15 protein-coding genes are annotated in these 16,217 nt (G+C 71.1%); 7 read left to right on the forward strand and 8 right to left on the reverse strand.

Annotated features, from left to right (window positions below; all coding sequences use genetic code 11):
* Positions 1-195: 195 nt before the first annotated feature.
* The 4 genes from ABTW64_RS12545 to ABTW64_RS12560 all read right to left on the reverse strand — a co-directional run bounded on the left by ABTW64_RS12545 (position 196) and on the right by ABTW64_RS12560 (position 2,999).
* Complete coding sequence (locus ABTW64_RS12545; protein ID WP_350622904.1) at positions 196-723, reverse strand: hypothetical protein; 528 nt, start codon at positions 721-723, stop codon at positions 196-198.
* Between the two features lie 16 nt (positions 724-739).
* Entirely contained in the window at positions 740-1,510 is a 771-nt protein-coding gene (locus ABTW64_RS12550; RefSeq protein ID WP_350622906.1) for an alpha/beta fold hydrolase, read from the reverse strand.
* A 59-nt stretch (positions 1,511-1,569) separates the two neighbouring features.
* Positions 1,570-2,256 (reverse strand): nuclease-related domain-containing protein, encoded by a 687-nt coding sequence (locus ABTW64_RS12555; RefSeq protein ID WP_350622908.1) that lies wholly within the window; start codon positions 2,254-2,256, stop codon positions 1,570-1,572.
* A gap of 125 nt (positions 2,257-2,381) precedes the next feature.
* On the reverse strand, positions 2,382-2,999 hold the full coding sequence (locus ABTW64_RS12560) for an excalibur calcium-binding domain-containing protein (RefSeq protein ID WP_350622910.1): 618 nt from the start codon (positions 2,997-2,999) through the stop codon (positions 2,382-2,384).
* A 257-nt stretch (positions 3,000-3,256) separates the two neighbouring features.
* Here ABTW64_RS12560 and ABTW64_RS12565 point away from each other — a divergent pair, with 257 nt between their 5' ends.
* From ABTW64_RS12565 to ABTW64_RS12590, 6 genes are all read left to right on the forward strand, one after another.
* Complete coding sequence (locus ABTW64_RS12565; RefSeq protein ID WP_350622912.1) at positions 3,257-4,426, forward strand: exonuclease SbcCD subunit D; 1,170 nt, start codon at positions 3,257-3,259, stop codon at positions 4,424-4,426.
* Positions 4,423-7,419 (forward strand): AAA family ATPase, encoded by a 2,997-nt coding sequence (locus tag ABTW64_RS12570; RefSeq protein WP_350622914.1) that lies wholly within the window; start codon positions 4,423-4,425, stop codon positions 7,417-7,419. The genes ABTW64_RS12565 and ABTW64_RS12570 overlap by 4 nt, the downstream gene beginning before the upstream one ends.
* Positions 7,420-7,552: 133 nt before the next feature.
* Positions 7,553-7,732, forward strand: a complete 180-nt coding sequence (locus ABTW64_RS12575) for a hypothetical protein (protein WP_350622916.1) — start codon at positions 7,553-7,555, stop codon at positions 7,730-7,732.
* 4 nt (positions 7,733-7,736) lie between these two features.
* Positions 7,737-8,348, forward strand: coding sequence for a nucleoside deaminase (locus tag ABTW64_RS12580; RefSeq protein WP_350622918.1), 612 nt, complete (start codon positions 7,737-7,739; stop codon positions 8,346-8,348).
* 156 nt (positions 8,349-8,504) lie between these two features.
* Positions 8,505-9,182 carry a hypothetical protein gene (locus ABTW64_RS12585; RefSeq protein ID WP_350622920.1) on the forward strand — a complete coding sequence of 226 codons (678 nt, stop codon included), beginning with the start codon at positions 8,505-8,507 and terminating at the stop codon, positions 9,180-9,182.
* A 67-nt stretch (positions 9,183-9,249) separates the two neighbouring features.
* On the forward strand, positions 9,250-9,840 hold the full coding sequence (locus tag ABTW64_RS12590; RefSeq protein ID WP_350622922.1) for a hypothetical protein: 591 nt from the start codon (positions 9,250-9,252) through the stop codon (positions 9,838-9,840).
* A gap of 18 nt (positions 9,841-9,858) precedes the next feature.
* Here the strand turns inward: ABTW64_RS12590 and ABTW64_RS12595 are convergent, their stop codons facing one another.
* A complete protein-coding gene (locus ABTW64_RS12595; RefSeq protein WP_350622924.1) occupies positions 9,859-11,331 on the reverse strand; it encodes a lipase maturation factor family protein in 1,473 nt (490 codons plus the stop codon).
* 66 nt (positions 11,332-11,397) lie between these two features.
* Positions 11,398-13,458, reverse strand: a complete 2,061-nt coding sequence (locus tag ABTW64_RS12600) for an NAD(+) synthase (RefSeq protein WP_350622926.1) — start codon at positions 13,456-13,458, stop codon at positions 11,398-11,400.
* A gap of 90 nt (positions 13,459-13,548) precedes the next feature.
* On the opposite strand from ABTW64_RS12600, the gene ABTW64_RS12605 reads away from it, so the two are divergent.
* Positions 13,549-14,307: a glycosyltransferase family A protein gene (locus tag ABTW64_RS12605; protein ID WP_350622928.1), complete on the forward strand. Its 759-nt coding sequence runs from the start codon at positions 13,549-13,551 to the stop codon at positions 14,305-14,307.
* On the opposite strand, the gene ABTW64_RS12610 is transcribed toward ABTW64_RS12605, so the two are convergent.
* Together ABTW64_RS12610 and ABTW64_RS12615 are read right to left on the reverse strand one after the other, a co-directional pair.
* The gene (locus ABTW64_RS12610; protein WP_350622930.1) at positions 14,265-14,951 is read right to left on the reverse strand and encodes a LuxR C-terminal-related transcriptional regulator; all 687 of its coding nucleotides are present in this window, start codon (positions 14,949-14,951) and stop codon (positions 14,265-14,267) included. The two genes, ABTW64_RS12605 and ABTW64_RS12610, sit on opposite strands and share 43 nt — an antisense overlap.
* Positions 14,944-16,170, reverse strand: coding sequence for an ATP-binding protein (locus ABTW64_RS12615; protein WP_350622932.1), 1,227 nt, complete (start codon positions 16,168-16,170; stop codon positions 14,944-14,946). Before ABTW64_RS12615 ends, ABTW64_RS12610 begins: the two co-directional genes overlap by 8 nt.
* Positions 16,171-16,217 lie beyond the last annotated feature (47 nt).

Here is a 16,217-nt window from a genome sequence, read left to right on the forward strand (position 1 = left end):
GGTCGTGCGTGTCTTCGCCGGATTGCTGTTGCACGCTGCCGCCCACGGTCAGGGTGTTCCCGTCATTCTGCGGGTCGTTCAGAGTGGGGCAACCGGTCAGGGCTCCAGCTTGACCGCAGCTTTGCACTGCTCCGTCAGCCGGAGGCGACACCGCTGCCAATGAAAGGCCGAGAGCCACCGCAGCGGCGAGGAACGCTAGGCGCATGTTGGCTCGCCGATCACTTCGCTCTTGACGATTTTGAGGTCATCGCCCCCCATCGTCGCCACCCGCACCCTCAGAGGCACCAGCTCGTCGCGAGGGGGCGTGATGTCTTCTCCGACGGCGTCGAGGATCCGCGTCCCCGAGTAATCGAGGCACGCGACGAGCGTGACACTCCAAGCGTGTTCCACCGAGGTTGCTTCGACGTGCTCAAACGATCGAATGACCGTTTGCCCGTCTACCGTCGCTTCCTGCTCCCGGATGCTGGCGAGGACGGCCTCTTCTTCCTTCAGGGCCGAGCCGCTTAAGTACTGCGATGGCTCATAGCTTCGGTCGCCAGCGAAGTAGGCATTCAAGCGCGCGGTGTAGTCCCGGTACGTCTCTTCCGCCGCCGCGAACGCCTCCTCCTCGCTCGCGAACCCCGTTGGTGAAGGAGAAGGGGGCGCTTGCCCGGAGCCGGTGCATCCGGTCAGCGCGGCAAGCAGCAGGGCGGCAGCGACGACGGAGCACGAGCGGGACAGCATGTCCCCACGGTATGGATCATCCCGACTCGGGCCCGGAAGTTATCCCCAGCCACTCGAGGATCAGCTCGGCGGCGGGATCCGGGTCCTTGATCATGGTCTCGTGACCGCTGCCGGGCACTTCGGCGAGACGTGCGTGGGGAAGCGTCGATGCCACCCGGACACACCACTCGCGCGGCGCGACGGTGTCGGTCTCGCCGCGCAGCACGAGGCATTCGGCTTCGACACGCGGGTAGGTCAGCTCCGGCCTGTGGACGAGCATCGCGCGCATCTTCAGCCGCAGGTTCGGCCCGGCGCGCAGGTATTCGCGGGCGCCCACAAACAGCACGCGTGGGCTCTCGTCAATCAGGTCGCGTGCGAGCTTGCGCAGCTGGGTAAGGGCGCGGCGCTGCCCCTCCTCGACGGTCGGACCGAGCAGCACGAGCCGAGGGTCGACATCGGGATGGCGCGCAGCGACCTCGACGATCACCTGCGTGCCCATGGAGTGTCCGACGAGCACGGGCTCGCGGATGGTCTGGTCGCCCAGGAAAGCCGCGACGATGTCGGCGAGTCTCTCGACCGTCGGCGTGCGCGGCGGCTCGGGCGCCTCGCCATAGCCAGGCAGATCGATGGCGATGACCCGCCCCTGCGCCGCGAGCAGCTCCGCCAACCCCGTGAAGACCGTCCGGCCCATCCCGATGCCGTGGACGAGCACGAACGTCGGGTCGCCGGATCCGCGGGCTTCCCAGATGAGCGTCGCCCCTTGGTACGTGAACTCGGTCGCGCGATGCAGGCTCGGATCGGACGGCATGGATCGAACGTAGCGGCACCGTCAGACGAGCCCGGCGGTCGGGGCGACGTGAGTGCGGATCAATGCAGGACGACGTGCACGATCGAGCTCACGACGGTCGGCAGCAGCGATGCAAGGAGCAACGCGCCAGGCAGGGCAGCGACCACCCACGCGAGCCGCACCCGGCGCGCGGCACGTACTTCTCGTCGCAGCATCGCGAACGCCTCAAGATCTGCGGGTGCGTGCGTGGGGCTACCCCAGCGATTCGGGTCCGCTACGGCGCCGACGAGAGAGGCCTGCGTGGCCGGATCCAACGTCGCCGGGCGCGACGATAGCCAACGGACCATCCGATCGGCTCGCATCACCGCCACGTCGCCGGGCTGCTCGCGGATGGTGATTTGACGAGCACCGACGATCGCAACGATCGGCACCGCCGGGGCACTCGCCACATCTGCCAGGATCGCCGAAACGCGCTTCGCCTCATATCGAGAGTTGCGGAGATGATCCGTCTTCTGTCCGTTAACGAGCACCCGCCTCGAACCGACCCAGACTGTTGCTCCCTCGTGGAACTTGCTATTGATCGTGAAGATTCCGGATGGCCCCACAATGACGTGATCGATATCACTGCCGCGCGTGCCGATCGGGACGGAGTGCAGGACCAGCCACTCCGGTCCGAGGCTTTCTAGCCTCTCGGCGACATAGAGTTCGCCGAGAGCCCCCAGGTACCACGGGCGGGATTCGCTCGTGAGTGGTGACCGACCGAGCATCCGGGAGATCGGTGATCGGTGCGGAGCACGTGCCTGAGTCCGCAAGCACTCGGATATCACCGAGCTTGCCGGCGTCGAGAGACCAGCCGGGAGCGCGCTGTCGCCACGCGCCGGTGCCGGGGGGATCACTCGCACGCGATTCCGTCGCCGTCGCGATCGAGGTGTGGACCGTAGCCCGGGTCGCCCGTCCGAATCGGTGCCGCACCTGCGGCGCGCACGGCGGAGCAGTTCTGGTAGTGCGCCGGCTGCGCTTCAGGTGCTGCTCGCTCGGCGGGAGCAGCGGGAGCAGCGGGGGTCGTGTCGACCTGCCGACCGGCCGCCTCTGCCTCCAGCTCTGCAATGCGCGTGTCGCGTGACGCTATGTCGGCCTGCGTCGTCGTGGCGCTCTCCTCAAGCTCGCGCACACGGTCTTCCGCGTTCGCGAGCTCGGTCTGGAGCGACTGCTGTTGGGCGTGCGCTTGCTCGGCACGCTCGGATTGCTCATCGAGTTCCGTTTGGACCTCGATGATGTCGGTTTGAAGCGTGTTGACCTGGGATTCCGCGTCCGCAAGTTCGTGTACTGCGCCCCCTTGCGACGCGGCTCCGAGCCCGAGCCCGAATGCGAGCGCTACAACAGCGGTAATTGTCCCCGTCTTGCGGGACATCGAGCGGCTAAAAAACGCTCTCGGCGCCGAGGTCTTCTCGGCAACGTGCTCGATCGGCGGCGCCTGCCGGCTGGAGGAAGGCGTGTTGAAAGTGGGCATGTATCCTCACAATTACCTCCGCCGAGGTGCATTAGGACGCGCTGACTTTACAGCCCAGAGAAGTCTTTGTGCGGTCGGGGGTCTCAGTAGTCGGGCAGGACGGGGTGATTGCCCGGGTCCGGGCGACGGCGCAGCGACGCGCTGTCGGTCGAGGGTGAGCGGCCTCAGAGGTGTCGCGTCCACCGGTCGCGCTTCGACCCACGCGCTCTGCGGCGGTGCTTCCCGGCAATGTCCGAGCCCCTCCTTACCGTGGGGGTATGCGGATCCTGCACACCTCGGACTGGCACATCGGTCGGTCGTTCCACGGGCACTCGACGCTCGAGGCGCTGCGCGGCGTGCTGGGCGCCCTGACCGAGCAGGTGCGTGAGCACGACGTGGACGTCGTGGTGATCGCGGGGGATGTGTTCGACTCGGCGACGCCTGCCGCGGCGTGCTACACCTTGCTCACGGATGTGCTGCGCGAGATCAGCGCGACGGGCGCCCAGATCGTGCTGACGAGCGGCAACCACGACAACGCCGCCCGCCTCGGGTTCATGGCGCCGCTGCTGCGCGACGGCATCCACGTGGTCACCGACCCGGCCAGCGTGGGGACCCCCGTGACGCTCCAGGACGAGCACGGGCCCGTGCACGTCTACGGCATCCCGTACCTCGAGCCGATCATCGTGCGCGGAGTCTGGCCGGGCGCCGAGCTGCGCACTCAGGAGCAGGCCATCGCGCACGCCATGGCACTCATCGGGTCCGATCGAACACGGCGCGGCGGCCGCTCGATCGTGGTGTCGCACTGCTTCGCCGCCGGCGTCGAGCCGTCGCAGGGAGTGGAGCGCGAGATCCGGCAGGGATCGCTCGACGTCGTGCCGCTGTCGGCGTTCGACGGGCCCGACTATGTCGCCCTCGGGCACATCCACGGCCGCAACCAGCTCGCTCCGAACGTGCGCTACTGCGGCGCACCCCTGCACTACAGCTTCAGCGAGGAGAACAAGCCGCGCGGTTCGTGGCTCGTCGACCTCGGCGCCGACGGCCTGGCCGGCGTCGAGTGGCTCGAGCTTCCCGTGCCGCGCACCCTCGTCACGCTGCGCGGCACGCTCGACGAGCTGCTCACCCTGCCCGAGCATGACGCCCACCTCGACGCGTGGGTGTGCGCGGTGCTGACCGACGCCACGCCGCAGCCCGAGCCGATGCGCCGGCTGCAGCAGCGCTTCCCCTACTGCGCCACGATCCAGCCCGACCCGCAGAGCCGCCGCGAGGACGATGGACTCACCTACCGCGCCCGCGTGCAGAAGGCCGTCGCCGACGACCAGCTGATCGACACCTTCCTCACCCATGTGCGCGACGGCGAGGGTCCCTCCGAGGCGGAGAGTCGGCTCATCGCCGACCTCGTCGCGACGCACCGAGTGTCCGAGAACGAAGCCGTCGAGGTGTCGGCGTGAAGATCCACCGCATCGAGATCGAGGGCTTCGGCCCCTTCCGCTCGCGCCAGATCGTCGACCTCGATGCCTACGCCGGTGACGGCATCTTCCTGATCGCCGGCCGAACCGGCGCCGGCAAGTCGAGCATCCTCGACGCCATCTGCTTCGCCCTCTACGGCTCCGCCCCGCGCTACGAAGACGGCGAGAAGCGCCTGCGCAGCGACCACTCGGAGCCCGAGGACGCCACCGAGGTCGCCCTCGAGTTCACCACCGGTGGTCGCACCTGGCGCATCGAACGCAGCCCCGACTACCTGCGGCCGAAGAAGCGCGGCGACGGCTTCACGCTGCAGAAGGCCGAAGCCCGCATGGGCGTGCGCGACGGCGACGACTGGGACTGGCAGGCAGCCCGGCCCGTCGACGTCGCGACCCTCATCGACGAGGTCATCGGCCTCACCCAGCAGCAGTTCCTCCAGGTGATCCTGCTCGCGCAGGGTCGCTTCGCCCGGTTCCTCCTCGCGAAGAACGACGAGCGTCAGGCGCTGCTGCGCACCCTCTTCGGCACCAAGCGCTTCGAGGAGTACGAGAAGGCCCTGGACGAACGGCGCAAGATCGCCCTCGCCCGCGTGGAGAGCGAGAGCCAGTCGCTCGAGGTCCAGCTCGACCACGCCGGTGCGATCGCCGGTGACATCATCGAGCCGGAAGAGGGCGCCGCCCTGTCGCTCCCGGACCGGATCGACCGGATCGGCCGCGCCGCCCTGCGGGCCCGCCATCTCGCCGAAGGCGCCGACGCCGCCGAGCGAGACGCCGCCAAGACACTCCGCGCGGCGGAAGCCGCCCACGCGGAGCGCACCGCGCAGCGCGACAAGCAGCAGCGACGCGACGCCGCACGCGCCACGCTCGAGGCCCTCGAATCGCGTGCGGGCGAGATCGACGCGGCCCGTGCCGAGCGCGATGCCGCCCAGCGTGCCGAGTCCGTGCGCGGCGCCCGCGACGCAGCCACCCGGGCGCTCGTCGCCGTACAAGCCGCGACGGAGGTGCTCGGCGCCGCCCGCGCAGCCTGGGACGCGGAGGGGCATGACCACTCCGACGCGGACGCCCTCGACGCCCTCGTCACCGAGGCCCAGCAGCGCATCGGAGCATGGCGCCCCCTCCGCGACATCGAAGCGCGGCTGGACCTTGACGCCGTGGCGCTCGACGCCCTCCGCGACGAACTCGCGGCGACCGTCGCCGACACCGCAGAGCTCGACGAACGCGGGAGGACCCTGCCCGCAGAGCAGAAGCGCGTCCAGGATGCCCTCGACGCAGCCACCGCCCTCGCCGCGACCGCTGAGTCCGCACGTGCCGTCGCCGCGCAGCTCGAGGCGCAGCTGACGGCGGCACGATCCCTTCCGCAGCTCGCCGACGCCCAGCGCCAGGCGTATGAGGCGCTGCAGTGGGCCAAGCGGCTCAAGGACGAGGCGGAGACACACCTCGCCGACCTGCAGCGCCGCCGATTCGCCGGCATGGCCGGCGAGCTCGCCGCGGAGCTCGCCGACGATGAGCCGTGCGCCGTCTGCGGATCCACCAGCCATCCCGCCCCCGCCGCCCGCGGCGACGATGCGGTCACCGCCGAGGATATCGAGACCGCCGACGCGGCCAGGGCGGAGGCGGCAGCGGCGTATGAGGCCGCGAACGCCGCGCTCGCGAAGGGCGACCGCGCCCACGCGGACGCGCAGAAGGACGCCGGCGGGCGCGAGGCGACCGAGATCGAGGCCGAGCTCTCAGCCACGCGCGAGCAGCTCGCCGCCGCCGAGGCCGCCGCGAGCGAGAAGGACGCACTGGCCGCCGCGCGGGCAGCGCTCGACGCCGAGGCTCGCGAGCAGGGGAGTCGCCGGGAGGCGCTCATCGCCGAGCGCACCCAGCTCGAGGCGCGGATCGCTGCGGCCGAGGAGGCGCTCGACAGGAACCGCGCTGCGGTGGCGGAGGCGCGCGGCGCGGCCGACTCGGTCGCCGAGCGCATCCGCGCCGAGGAGCGGCTCGTCGCCCGCGCCGCCGCCTATGCCGACGCCCAGCGCGAGGCGGCACGAGCCGAGGCGACCGCGGCCGACGCCGCCGACCTGCTGCAGAGCGCGGTCGACGACGCCGGTTTCGGCTCACCGGCCGACGCACTCGCGGCCCTCCGCGACGCCGCCGAGCGCGGCGCACTGGAGGCCCGCATCCGTGAGCACGAGACGGCACTCGGCTCCGTCAAGGCCACGTTGATGGAGCTCGAGCTGGAGGCGCTGCCCGACGAGCCCGTCGACACGGCGCAGAGCGCCGCTGAGGTGGAGAGCGCGAAGGCCGCGTGGTCGGACGCAGTGAAGGTGCACACGGAGGCCGCGCAGCGTGCCCGTTCCCTGGAACAGGCGGCCGAGCGCATCACCGCCGCGCACACGGAGATCGCCGACCTCGCCGCCGAGGCCGCTGAGATCCGCCGCCTCGCCGACACGATCGCGGGACGCGCCCACAACACCAAGCGCATGAAGCTCGAGACCTTCGTTCTCGCCGCCGAGCTCGAGGAGATCGTCTCGGCCGCCAACATCCGGCTCGGTGAGATGTCCGGGGCGCGCTACCGCCTCCAGCACAGCGACGCGCTCGCGGCGCGCGGAGCGGCCTCGGGTCTCGGGCTCGAAGTCATGGACCAGTTCACCGGCCGCGCCCGCCCGGCCCACTCGCTGTCGGGCGGCGAGACCTTCCTGGCGTCGCTCGCCCTCGCCCTCGGGCTGGCCGAGGTCGTCACCAGCCGCGCGGGCGGCATCCGGCTCGACACACTGTTCATCGACGAGGGCTTCGGGTCGCTCGACGCCGAGACCCTCGACACCGCGATGCGGACCCTCGACGAGCTGCGCCAGGGCGGCCGCACCGTCGGCATCATCAGCCACGTCGACGCCATGAAGGAGCAGATCCCCGCGCAGCTGCGCGTCGAGCAGACCCCTCACGGATGGAGCCGCGTCATCCAGGCCGGAGTGAGACGGGAGATCGACGCTCCGGTGTGAACGCGCGAGCGCCGGCTCGCGTCGTATCGTCAAAGGGCCTCGCGTCGCCCCGGTCGACGCCGCGCGGTCGATGCCGTCAGCGATCGATGCCGCCACCGCATGGATGCCGCCACGGCATGGATAGGGTGGGCACATGAAGAAGGGCTCGATCTGGACCATCCTCGGCGTCATCCTCGCCGTCGTGATCGCCTGGTGGCTGGTCGAAGCGCTCTTCCGGCTGATGTTCTTCATCGCCAAGGTGGGAGTGGTCGCGGTCGTCGCGATCATCGTGTTCTTCATCCTGCGCGCGGTCTTCGCCAAGAGCGACGACTGACGCGATGGAGTTCCCGCCGCTCTCCACGAGCTTCACGATCTCACTGCCCGCATGGATCCGCGACGAGCTCGCGGACGTGCCCGACGTGATCCCGAGCCGTGACGAGCGCATGGCCCTCGTCAACCGCCTCGCCGACCGCAACTGGCGCGAAGGCAACGGCGGTCCCTTCGCCGCCCTGGTCGCCGAGACCGCCACCGGGCGCATCGTCTCGGTGGGCGTCAACGTCGTACTCGCCACGAACATCTCCTCGGGGCACGCCGAGGTGACGGCGCTCGGCATGGCGCAGGCGCGCCTGCGAGCGTGGGACCTCGGCCGCGAGGGGGCACCCGAACTCGAGCTCATGGTCAACTGGCGACCGTGCGTGCAGTGCTACGGGGCGGCCATGTGGTCGGGGATCCGCACACTCGTCATCGCGGGCTCGGGGCCGGAACTTGAGGAGCTCACCACCTTCGACGAGGGGCCGATGATCGCCGAGTGGGCCGAGGCGTTCGAAGCGCGCGGCATCCGGGTCGTGCAGGATGTGCGCCGCGACGAGGCGATCGACGTGTTCCGCGCCTACCGCGACGCGGTGATCGACGGCGCGGTCGTCGTGTACAACGCACGCTCCGGCGACTGAGCGAGCCGCCAGGCCTGAGGGCACAGCGCCGACGTGGGGCGGAGCGCCGCTTCGCATACTCCGACTTGAAGATCGGTATATCGGTGTGGTGCCATGGAGGGCGTACGCCGTGTGATCACCGCGCGGCCGAACCCGGGAGCAGCACAGATGAACTGGATGGCCGCACTGGCAGCTGCGGTGCTCGTGGCCGGTGGCGCGACCGCCTACATCGCCGAGGTGCAGCAGCAAGAGCAGCGGGCCGCCAAGGCGGCTCACGCCGAGCGGACCGCCGAGGATGTCGCCACGGCCGACGAGGAGCCCGCCGCCGGCGAAGAGACCGAATCGCCCGAGCCTCCGCGCCTCGCCCCCGTTGCCGACCGAACGCGTGCGGAGCAGGCGCCTGCGGTGGGTACCGCGCACGAGGAGGCGCGCGCTGAGACCGACGCGATCGGCCCCGCGTTCGATCACGCCGCGGAGGACGTCGCGACCGAGGCGAAGCACGCGGCGAACGAAGCGCGGCAGCTCGGCCACGAGGTCGGAGAGGCCGCTCGGCACATCGCCGAGGCGTGGAGACGCCCCACCCCGCCGGCTCCGAAGCCCACCCCGCCGGCTCCGAAGCCCGCCCCGTCGGCTCCGCAGCCCGCCCCGTCGGCTCCGCAGCCGATCCCGCCGTTCCCGCAGCCCGCCACGCCCGCCCCGAAGCCCGCCCCGCCGGCGCCCGAGCACAATCCCTGGGTGAACGACGACTGGGGGCAGAAGGCCGGCTGGCAGCAGCCGACGTGGGGTGGCGACTGGGGCCGGTCGTCCTGGAGCGCCGGCGGTGATGGCGGAGAGAACTGGGGCGACGGACGCTGACCGCCCCGCCGCTCCCGTGAAGCGGGCCGTTCGTGACCCGGCGGCCCGCTTCGCCGTACAGTGAGGCATGGAGACTTCGCTTTCCACAACCGGGACAGGAACCATCGTCGCCGTCGTCGGCTCGGCCTCCGCACCCGAGACCGCGGACCGCGTGCTCGCCAGCCTCGAGGGCATCGACGGCGTCGAGACCCTCTCGCTGCGCGACAGCGACCCCGCCCTCGCTGCCAATCGCATCCGCGCCGCGTCGCGACCCTGGGTCGTGCACGATGCCGACCCCCTCGAGCACGTCGCCGCGGCCTGGGTCGAGCTCTTCGAGGAGCGCTCCACGCTCGGCACGCTCGAGCTCGAGGTGCGGCAGGTGCTCGAGCACTTCGCCGAAGGCACAGCCCTCATGCCCGACTACTACATCGTGCTCGAGCCCGAGGATGCGCCCGACACCTGGCGGCACTGGTGGTGCGGCGCGCTCGGCCACCGCGCGCCGCGCCGCATCCTGCCCGCGCATGCCCCCGGCTCACCGCGCGATGCGGCCATCCGGCAGCTCCTGGGCGCGCTGCCGTCGTCGCGACCCTGGCCCGCTCCGGCCAGCTGGCTTCCGGGCCTGGCGTTCGAGATCCCCGACCGCGTCGGCCTGCGCGACCGCTCCGGCGACGACGGCTGACGCGGCAGAGGACCGAGCTCAGTCGTCCGCGCCGTCGGGCAGGGTCACCGGATCGAGGATGACGCGGCGTCGGTCGCGCATCCAGACCGTGCCGTGCTCGCGTCGCTCGGCGGGCGTGGAGAAGCGGTAGCGGTACGACACCACGCGGATCCAGCGCGGGCGCTGGCCCTCGAACGGGTCATGGCGCAAGAGCTTGAGCGTGGCCGGGTCGGCCTGAAGCAGCTTGACGAGGAACGCGCGGAACCAGTCGTCGAGGTGCCGGCCGAGCGGCAGGAACCACATCAGCCAGTCGAGCCGCAGGTGGTACGGGGCGTACTGACGGGGGATCCGATGCTCGTCGCCCGGCTTGCCCTTGAAGCCGTATTCGCGCCACTGCGCGCGGCCGGCGCCCAGCGGGTCGTCGCTCAGCGTGCCCTCGATGATCCACTCGATGCGCTGTTTCGTCACGGTGCCGAACGCGCCGTAGGCATTGGCGAGGTTCCAGCGGTTGAACGCCGCGTTCATCATCTGGTCGCGCGAGAACAGGTTGCGTGCAGGCCACCAGCTCAGCACGACGTACAGGGCGGTGACCGCGAGCGTGATCATCAGCCAGTAGAGCGGGATGTCGCCGCCCGCCGCGCCGATCCCGGGCACGGCGATGGCCGCGAACGCGAGCACGATCGTGGCCCAGTTGAGCCACGCGAAGTTGCCGGTGATCACGAGCCACAGCTGCGAGCCGATCAGGATGACCGCCGCGATCGCTCCGACCATCTGGGGCACGGTGTCGGGCAGCCACAGCCCCAGAAGGGGCGCGAACAGGAACCACGGGGCCACGAGCTGCGCGAAGTGATTGCCCAGGACCTCGGTCTTGTGCACCCACGGCGGCAGCAGGTGCGCGCGGCGGCTGAGCGGGCCGGGCATGGGCTGCGTCTCGTGGTGGTAGTTCAGCGCCGTGAGATCGCGCCACTCGCGTCCGCCGCGCAGCTTGATCATGCCGGCGCCGAACTCGAGCCGGAACACCAGCCACCAGAACAGCACCAGGATGTGCACGGGCGGCGGCTGGTCCCTGGACCCCAGGAACGCCGCGAGGAATCCTGCTTCGAGCAGCAGCATCTCCCAGCCGAAGCCGTAGAACGTCTGGCCGATCGACACGATCGACATGTATCCGCCCCACAGCGCCAGGAAGCACAGCATGGGCACCCACGGCGGGCCGAGCTGCGGCACACCCGCGACGAGCAGAGCCGACAGGATGATCCCCGAGACGCACAGGACGACCAGCCGTCTGTCGGTGTACCGGATCCACCGGAAGAGCGTCGGGCGCAGCAGCTTCGACGCGCGCTGCGAGGAGCCCGCCCACTCGAGCAGCTCGGGCGCCGGCAGCAGCCCGCGCTCGCCGAGCAGCGGGCGGAACTGGTTGAGGCTGGACCAGAACGCGATCAGGTACAGCGCGGCGATACCCCGCTGCAGCACCTCGCGCGCGACCTGGAAGTCGAGCGCCGCGAACCCGTCCATGGGGTCAGGGTAGGAGCGGTCGCGGCGGAGCCGCAGGGGGTTGACGCCGCCGCCGCGCGGCGCCGCTCAGTCCACGAGGTGGGGCAGGGCGGCCTTGAGCTCGGCGAGCCACGCGCGCGCGTTGCCGTCGGACGGCGCGCGCCAGTCGCCACGGGGGGAGAGCGAGCCCGACGGGGCGACCTTCGGCCCGTTCGGGATCGCTGAGCGCTTGAACTGCGCGAAGCCGAAGAACCGCTTCAGGAAGACCTGCTCCCACTTCACGATGGTCTCGAGGTCGTAGCCGTAGCGGTCCTCGACGGGGAAACCCGGTGGCCATTCGCCCGCCTCGGGATCCGACCATGCGTGCTGCGCCAGGAACGCGATCTTCGAGGGCCGGTAGCCGAAGCGCAGGATGTGGTGCAGCGAGAAGTCGTGCAGCGAGTAGGGACCGATGGTCTGTTCAGTGGACTGAACCTCGCCATCCTGCCCGGCGGGCACCAGCTCGGGGCTGATCTCGGTGTCCAGCACCGACTGCAGCACCTCGGCCTCCTCGGGGGACACGCCCTGCTCGTCGCCGTGCGCGATGACCCACCGGATCAGGTGCTGGATCAGCGTCTTGGGGACACCTGCGTTCACCGCGTAGTGGCTCATGTGGTCGCCCACGCCGTAGGTCGCCCAGCCGAGCGAGAGCTCGGACAGGTCGGACGTGCCGACCACGATGCCGCCGTGATGGTTGGCGAGGCGGAACAGATAGTCGGTGCGCATGCCGGCCTGCACGTTCTCGAACGTCACGTCGTAGACGGGCTCGCCGTTGCCGAACGGATGACCCAGCTGCTTGAGCATCTCGGTCGCCGCGGGCCGGATGTCGATGGTCTCGATGGTCGCGCCCACCGATTCGGCCAGGCGGATCGCGTTCGACTTGGTGTGGTCGCTCGTGGCGAAGCCGGGCATGGTGTAGGCGAGGATGTCGCTGCGCGGGCGGCCCATGCGGTCCATGGCGCGCGCGATGACGAGCAGCGCGTGGGTCGAGTCGAGGCCGCCGCTGACTCCGATGACGGGCTTGGGGTCGCCGATCGCGCGCATGCGCTGCATGAGGCCCGCCACCTGGATGTTGAACGCCTCGTAGCAGTCCTGCGCGAGGCGGGCCGGGTCATCCGGCACGAAGGGGAACCGGTCGAGGTGGCGCTTGAGGCCCACGTCGCCCTTCGGCGGGTCGAGCCGGAACCGGATGGTGCGGAACTGCGGGTCGGCCGTCCTGCGGTTGTCGTCGAACGTGCCCTGGCGGATGCGGTCCTGACGCAGGTGGTCGAGGTCGACGTCGGCCACCGAGCGGCGCGGCCCGTCGGGGAAGCGCTCGGTCTCCGCGAGCAGGTTGCCGCCCTCGTAGATCATGGTCTGGCCGTCCCACGACAGGTCGTTGGTCGACTCGCCCATGCCGGCCGCGGCATAGACGTAGGCGGCGAGACAGCGCAGCGACTGCGCCTTGCACAGATCCTTGCGGTCCTCCGCGCGGGCGATCGTGATGGGGCTGCCCGACAGATTCAGGAGCACGGTGGCGCCCGCGAGCGCCGCGTTGGAGGACGGCGGGATCGGCACCCACACGTCCTCGCACACCTCGGCGTGGATCGTCAGCCCCGGCACATCCGTCGCCTCGAACAGCAGATCGGGGCCGAAGGGCACCTCGAACCCGGCGACCGAGATCGTGCCGCGCTGGTCGTCGCCCGGCGCGTACCAGCGGCGCTCGTAGAACTCGCGATACGTCGGCAGGTACGACTTCGGGGCCACGCCGAGCACCTGGCCCCGATGGATGATCACGGCCGTGTTGTAGATGCGGTTGCGGTGGGCGAGGGGCGCGCCCACGACGATCATGGGCATGAGCTCAGCCGACTCGCGCGCGATGCGGGCGATGGCCGCCTCGACCGCGTCGAGCAGCGGATCCTGCATCACCAGGTCCTCGATCGAATACCCCGACAGGCACAGCTCGGGGAACAGCGCGACCGCGACCGCCTCGTCGTGGCACTCGCGTGCCGAAGCGAGCACATGGTCGGCGTTGGTGGCCGGATCGGCGATCGCGAGGGGGATCGTGCACGCCGCGATGCGTGCGAAACCGTGGCGGTAGGCGCTGGCGAAATCGAGGTCGTCGCTCACCTGACCCAGTCTGGCACGCGCGTCAATCCCGTTTCGGGGGGTTGCGCGCCCGGTCACAATCGTCCAAGGAATCGAGAGGAGCCGGTGCGCATGCGCATATCCGTGGTGGTGCCCGTTCGCAACGACGCGCGACTGCTGGAGCGCTGCCTCGCCGCGCTGGGGGCGCAGACGCGGCCGGCCGACGAGATCGTCGTCGTCGACAACGGCAGCGAGGACGACACGTCCGCGGTGGCCCGCGCGTTCGGCGCCCGGGTGGTGCACGAGCCGGTGCCCGGTATTCCTCGAGCGGCATCGGCGGGCTATGACGAGGCGACCGGCGACCTGATCGCGCGCATCGACGCCGACACGGTGTGCCCGCCCGACTGGCTGGCGACGATCGAGGGGCGTTTCGCCACAGACCCCTCGCTGCACTTCGTCACCGGTGATGCGCGCTTCGCCGACAGCCCGGCGTGGCTCGACTGGATCGGCAGGCGCTTCTACATCGGCCCGATGTACGCCTGGCTGACCCCGCTGCTGGGGCACGCGCCGCTCTTCGGCTCGAACCTCGCCATGCGCGCCTCCTCGTGGCGAGAGCTGAGCGCGGAGGTGCACCGCGAGCGGCGCGACATCCACGACGACCTCGACCTGGCGTTCCACGTGCGCCCGTGGATGAACGTGCTGCGCGATCGGGAGCTGATCGTCGACATCTCGGCCCGGCCGTTGACGTCGCCCCGCTCATTCGTGCGCCACGCGTGGTGGGTCGTGACGACGTGGCAGCTGCACGGCATGGCCGAGGCACCGTGGCGGCGCCGCGCGCGCCGCCGCCGCTACAGCAGCCGGCGCGCCGAGGCCCAGGCCGTCAGCTCGTGACGCGACGACAGCTGCAGCTTGCGCAGCACGGCGGAGACGTGCGACTCGACGGTCTTGATCGAGATGAACAGGTCGCTGGCCACCTCCTTGTAGGCGTAGCCGCGGGCGATGAGGCGCATCACCTCCTGCTCGCGGGCCGAGAGACGGTCGAGCTCGTCGTCCGACGCGGCGGTCTCGCCGGCGGCGGCGCCGAACGCGTCGATCACGAAGCCCGCCAGGCGCGGCGAGAACACCGCGTCGCCGTCGGCGACGGTGCGCACGGCGCTCGACACCTCGACGCCGGACGCGCCCTTCGTGATGTACCCGCGGGCGCCCGCCCGGATCACGCGCACGACGTCCTCGGCGGCATCCGAGACGCTGAGCGCCAGGAAGCGCGTCGCGGGAGACAGCGGCGCGGCCTGCCGCAGCACGGCCTCACCGCCCGTGGCCTCTGACTCGGGGCGCCCGCCGTCGCCCGCCGGCAGATGCACATCCAGCAGCACGACATCCGGCTGCCGATCGGCGATCACGGCGACGGCCTGCGTCACGTCGGCCGCCTCGCCGACGACCTCGATCGAGCGGTCGAGGTCGTGTCGCAGCCCCGACCGGAAGATCGAGTGGTCGTCGACGATCACGACCCGCAGCGCCTCCGCGGCCTCAGACATGCGCGCCTCCGGCCGGGAACCGGATGTGCACCTGCGTGCCGACCCCTCCCGCACCCGGCGCCACCGCGGCCGAGCCGCCGACCCGGCGCATCCGCCCGACGATCGACTCGCGCACGCCCAGCCGGTCGGCGGGCACATCCTGCGGGTCGAAGCCCGGCCCCCGGTCGCGCACGAACACGTCGACCGCGCCGACCGACCCCTCGATGTACACCGACACCTCGCCGCCGGCGTGCCGGGCGGCGTTGAGCATGGCCTCGCGGGCGGCCGCGGCGACCTCGCCGCTCGCGCGCTCGGTCGACGTGCCGGCTGACACCACGGTCATGACCACCTCGTAGTCGAGCTCGAGCGCCGACGCGTAGTCGCGCAGGTCGGTGGCCAGGTCGCTGTCGGCCGGGGTGTCGCCGTCGTAGAGCCACGCGCGCAGCTCGCGCTCCTGGGCGCGGGCGAGGCGCCCGGCCTCGCTGGACGCGCCCGCGCGGTTCTGGATGAGCGCGAGGGTCTGCAGCACCGAGTCGTGCAGGTGCGCCGCCATCTCGGCGCGATGCTCGTCGCGGATGCTCTTGACGCGCGCCGCCTGCAGCTCGCGGTAGCGCGTGATCAGCGCGGGGCTCCACAGGGCGACCGCTCCGAGCAGGGCCGCCAGCGACGAGCCGAGCGCGAGGAACAGCAGGTGCACCGATCCGTTGCGCCCGACAACGAGCAGGTGCCCTGCGGCGAGCACCACGAGCGCCGACGCGACCGCACGCGTCAGGAGGTCGCGCGCCGGACCCCGGGACGGGTCGCCGCGGTCCATGGCCGCCGACCATGCGCCGCCCGCGAGCGCGAGGGCGATCGCCGCGTACGCGGGAAGCAGCGTGGCGGGCGGCAGGCCGTTGACGGTCGCGCGCGCGGCGGGCTGCCCGAGGCTGGTCACGAGCGTGACGGCAGCGACCGCCAGCAGCAGCCAGGCGACGGGCGCACGGCGCGTGACGCGGGCGTCGGATGGCTGCAACGGGGTCAGCGCCCAGAGCCAGAGATAGAGCAGCGCACCGGCGCCCCACATCGGCGTGGTGGCGACGAACATCACGCGCACGGCCCCGACGCGCCACCCGAGGTGATCGGCCAGTCCCCGGGAGACGCCGGCCAGCAGCATGTCGCGTGGACGGCGCAGCGGTGCCGCGGCGCGCGCGAAGCCGGCTGCCAGGACGCCGGCGCTCGGGATCACGGTCATGCCTGCCATGTAAGCATCCCTGCGTGCGGCGCCGAGCGGCTTTCGGGGACGGATCA

Origin of the sequence: Microbacterium sp. NPDC096154 (genome assembly GCF_040302945.1) — a bacterium.
In the GTDB taxonomy this organism is placed as follows: Bacteria; Actinomycetota; Actinomycetes; order Actinomycetales; family Microbacteriaceae; genus Microbacterium.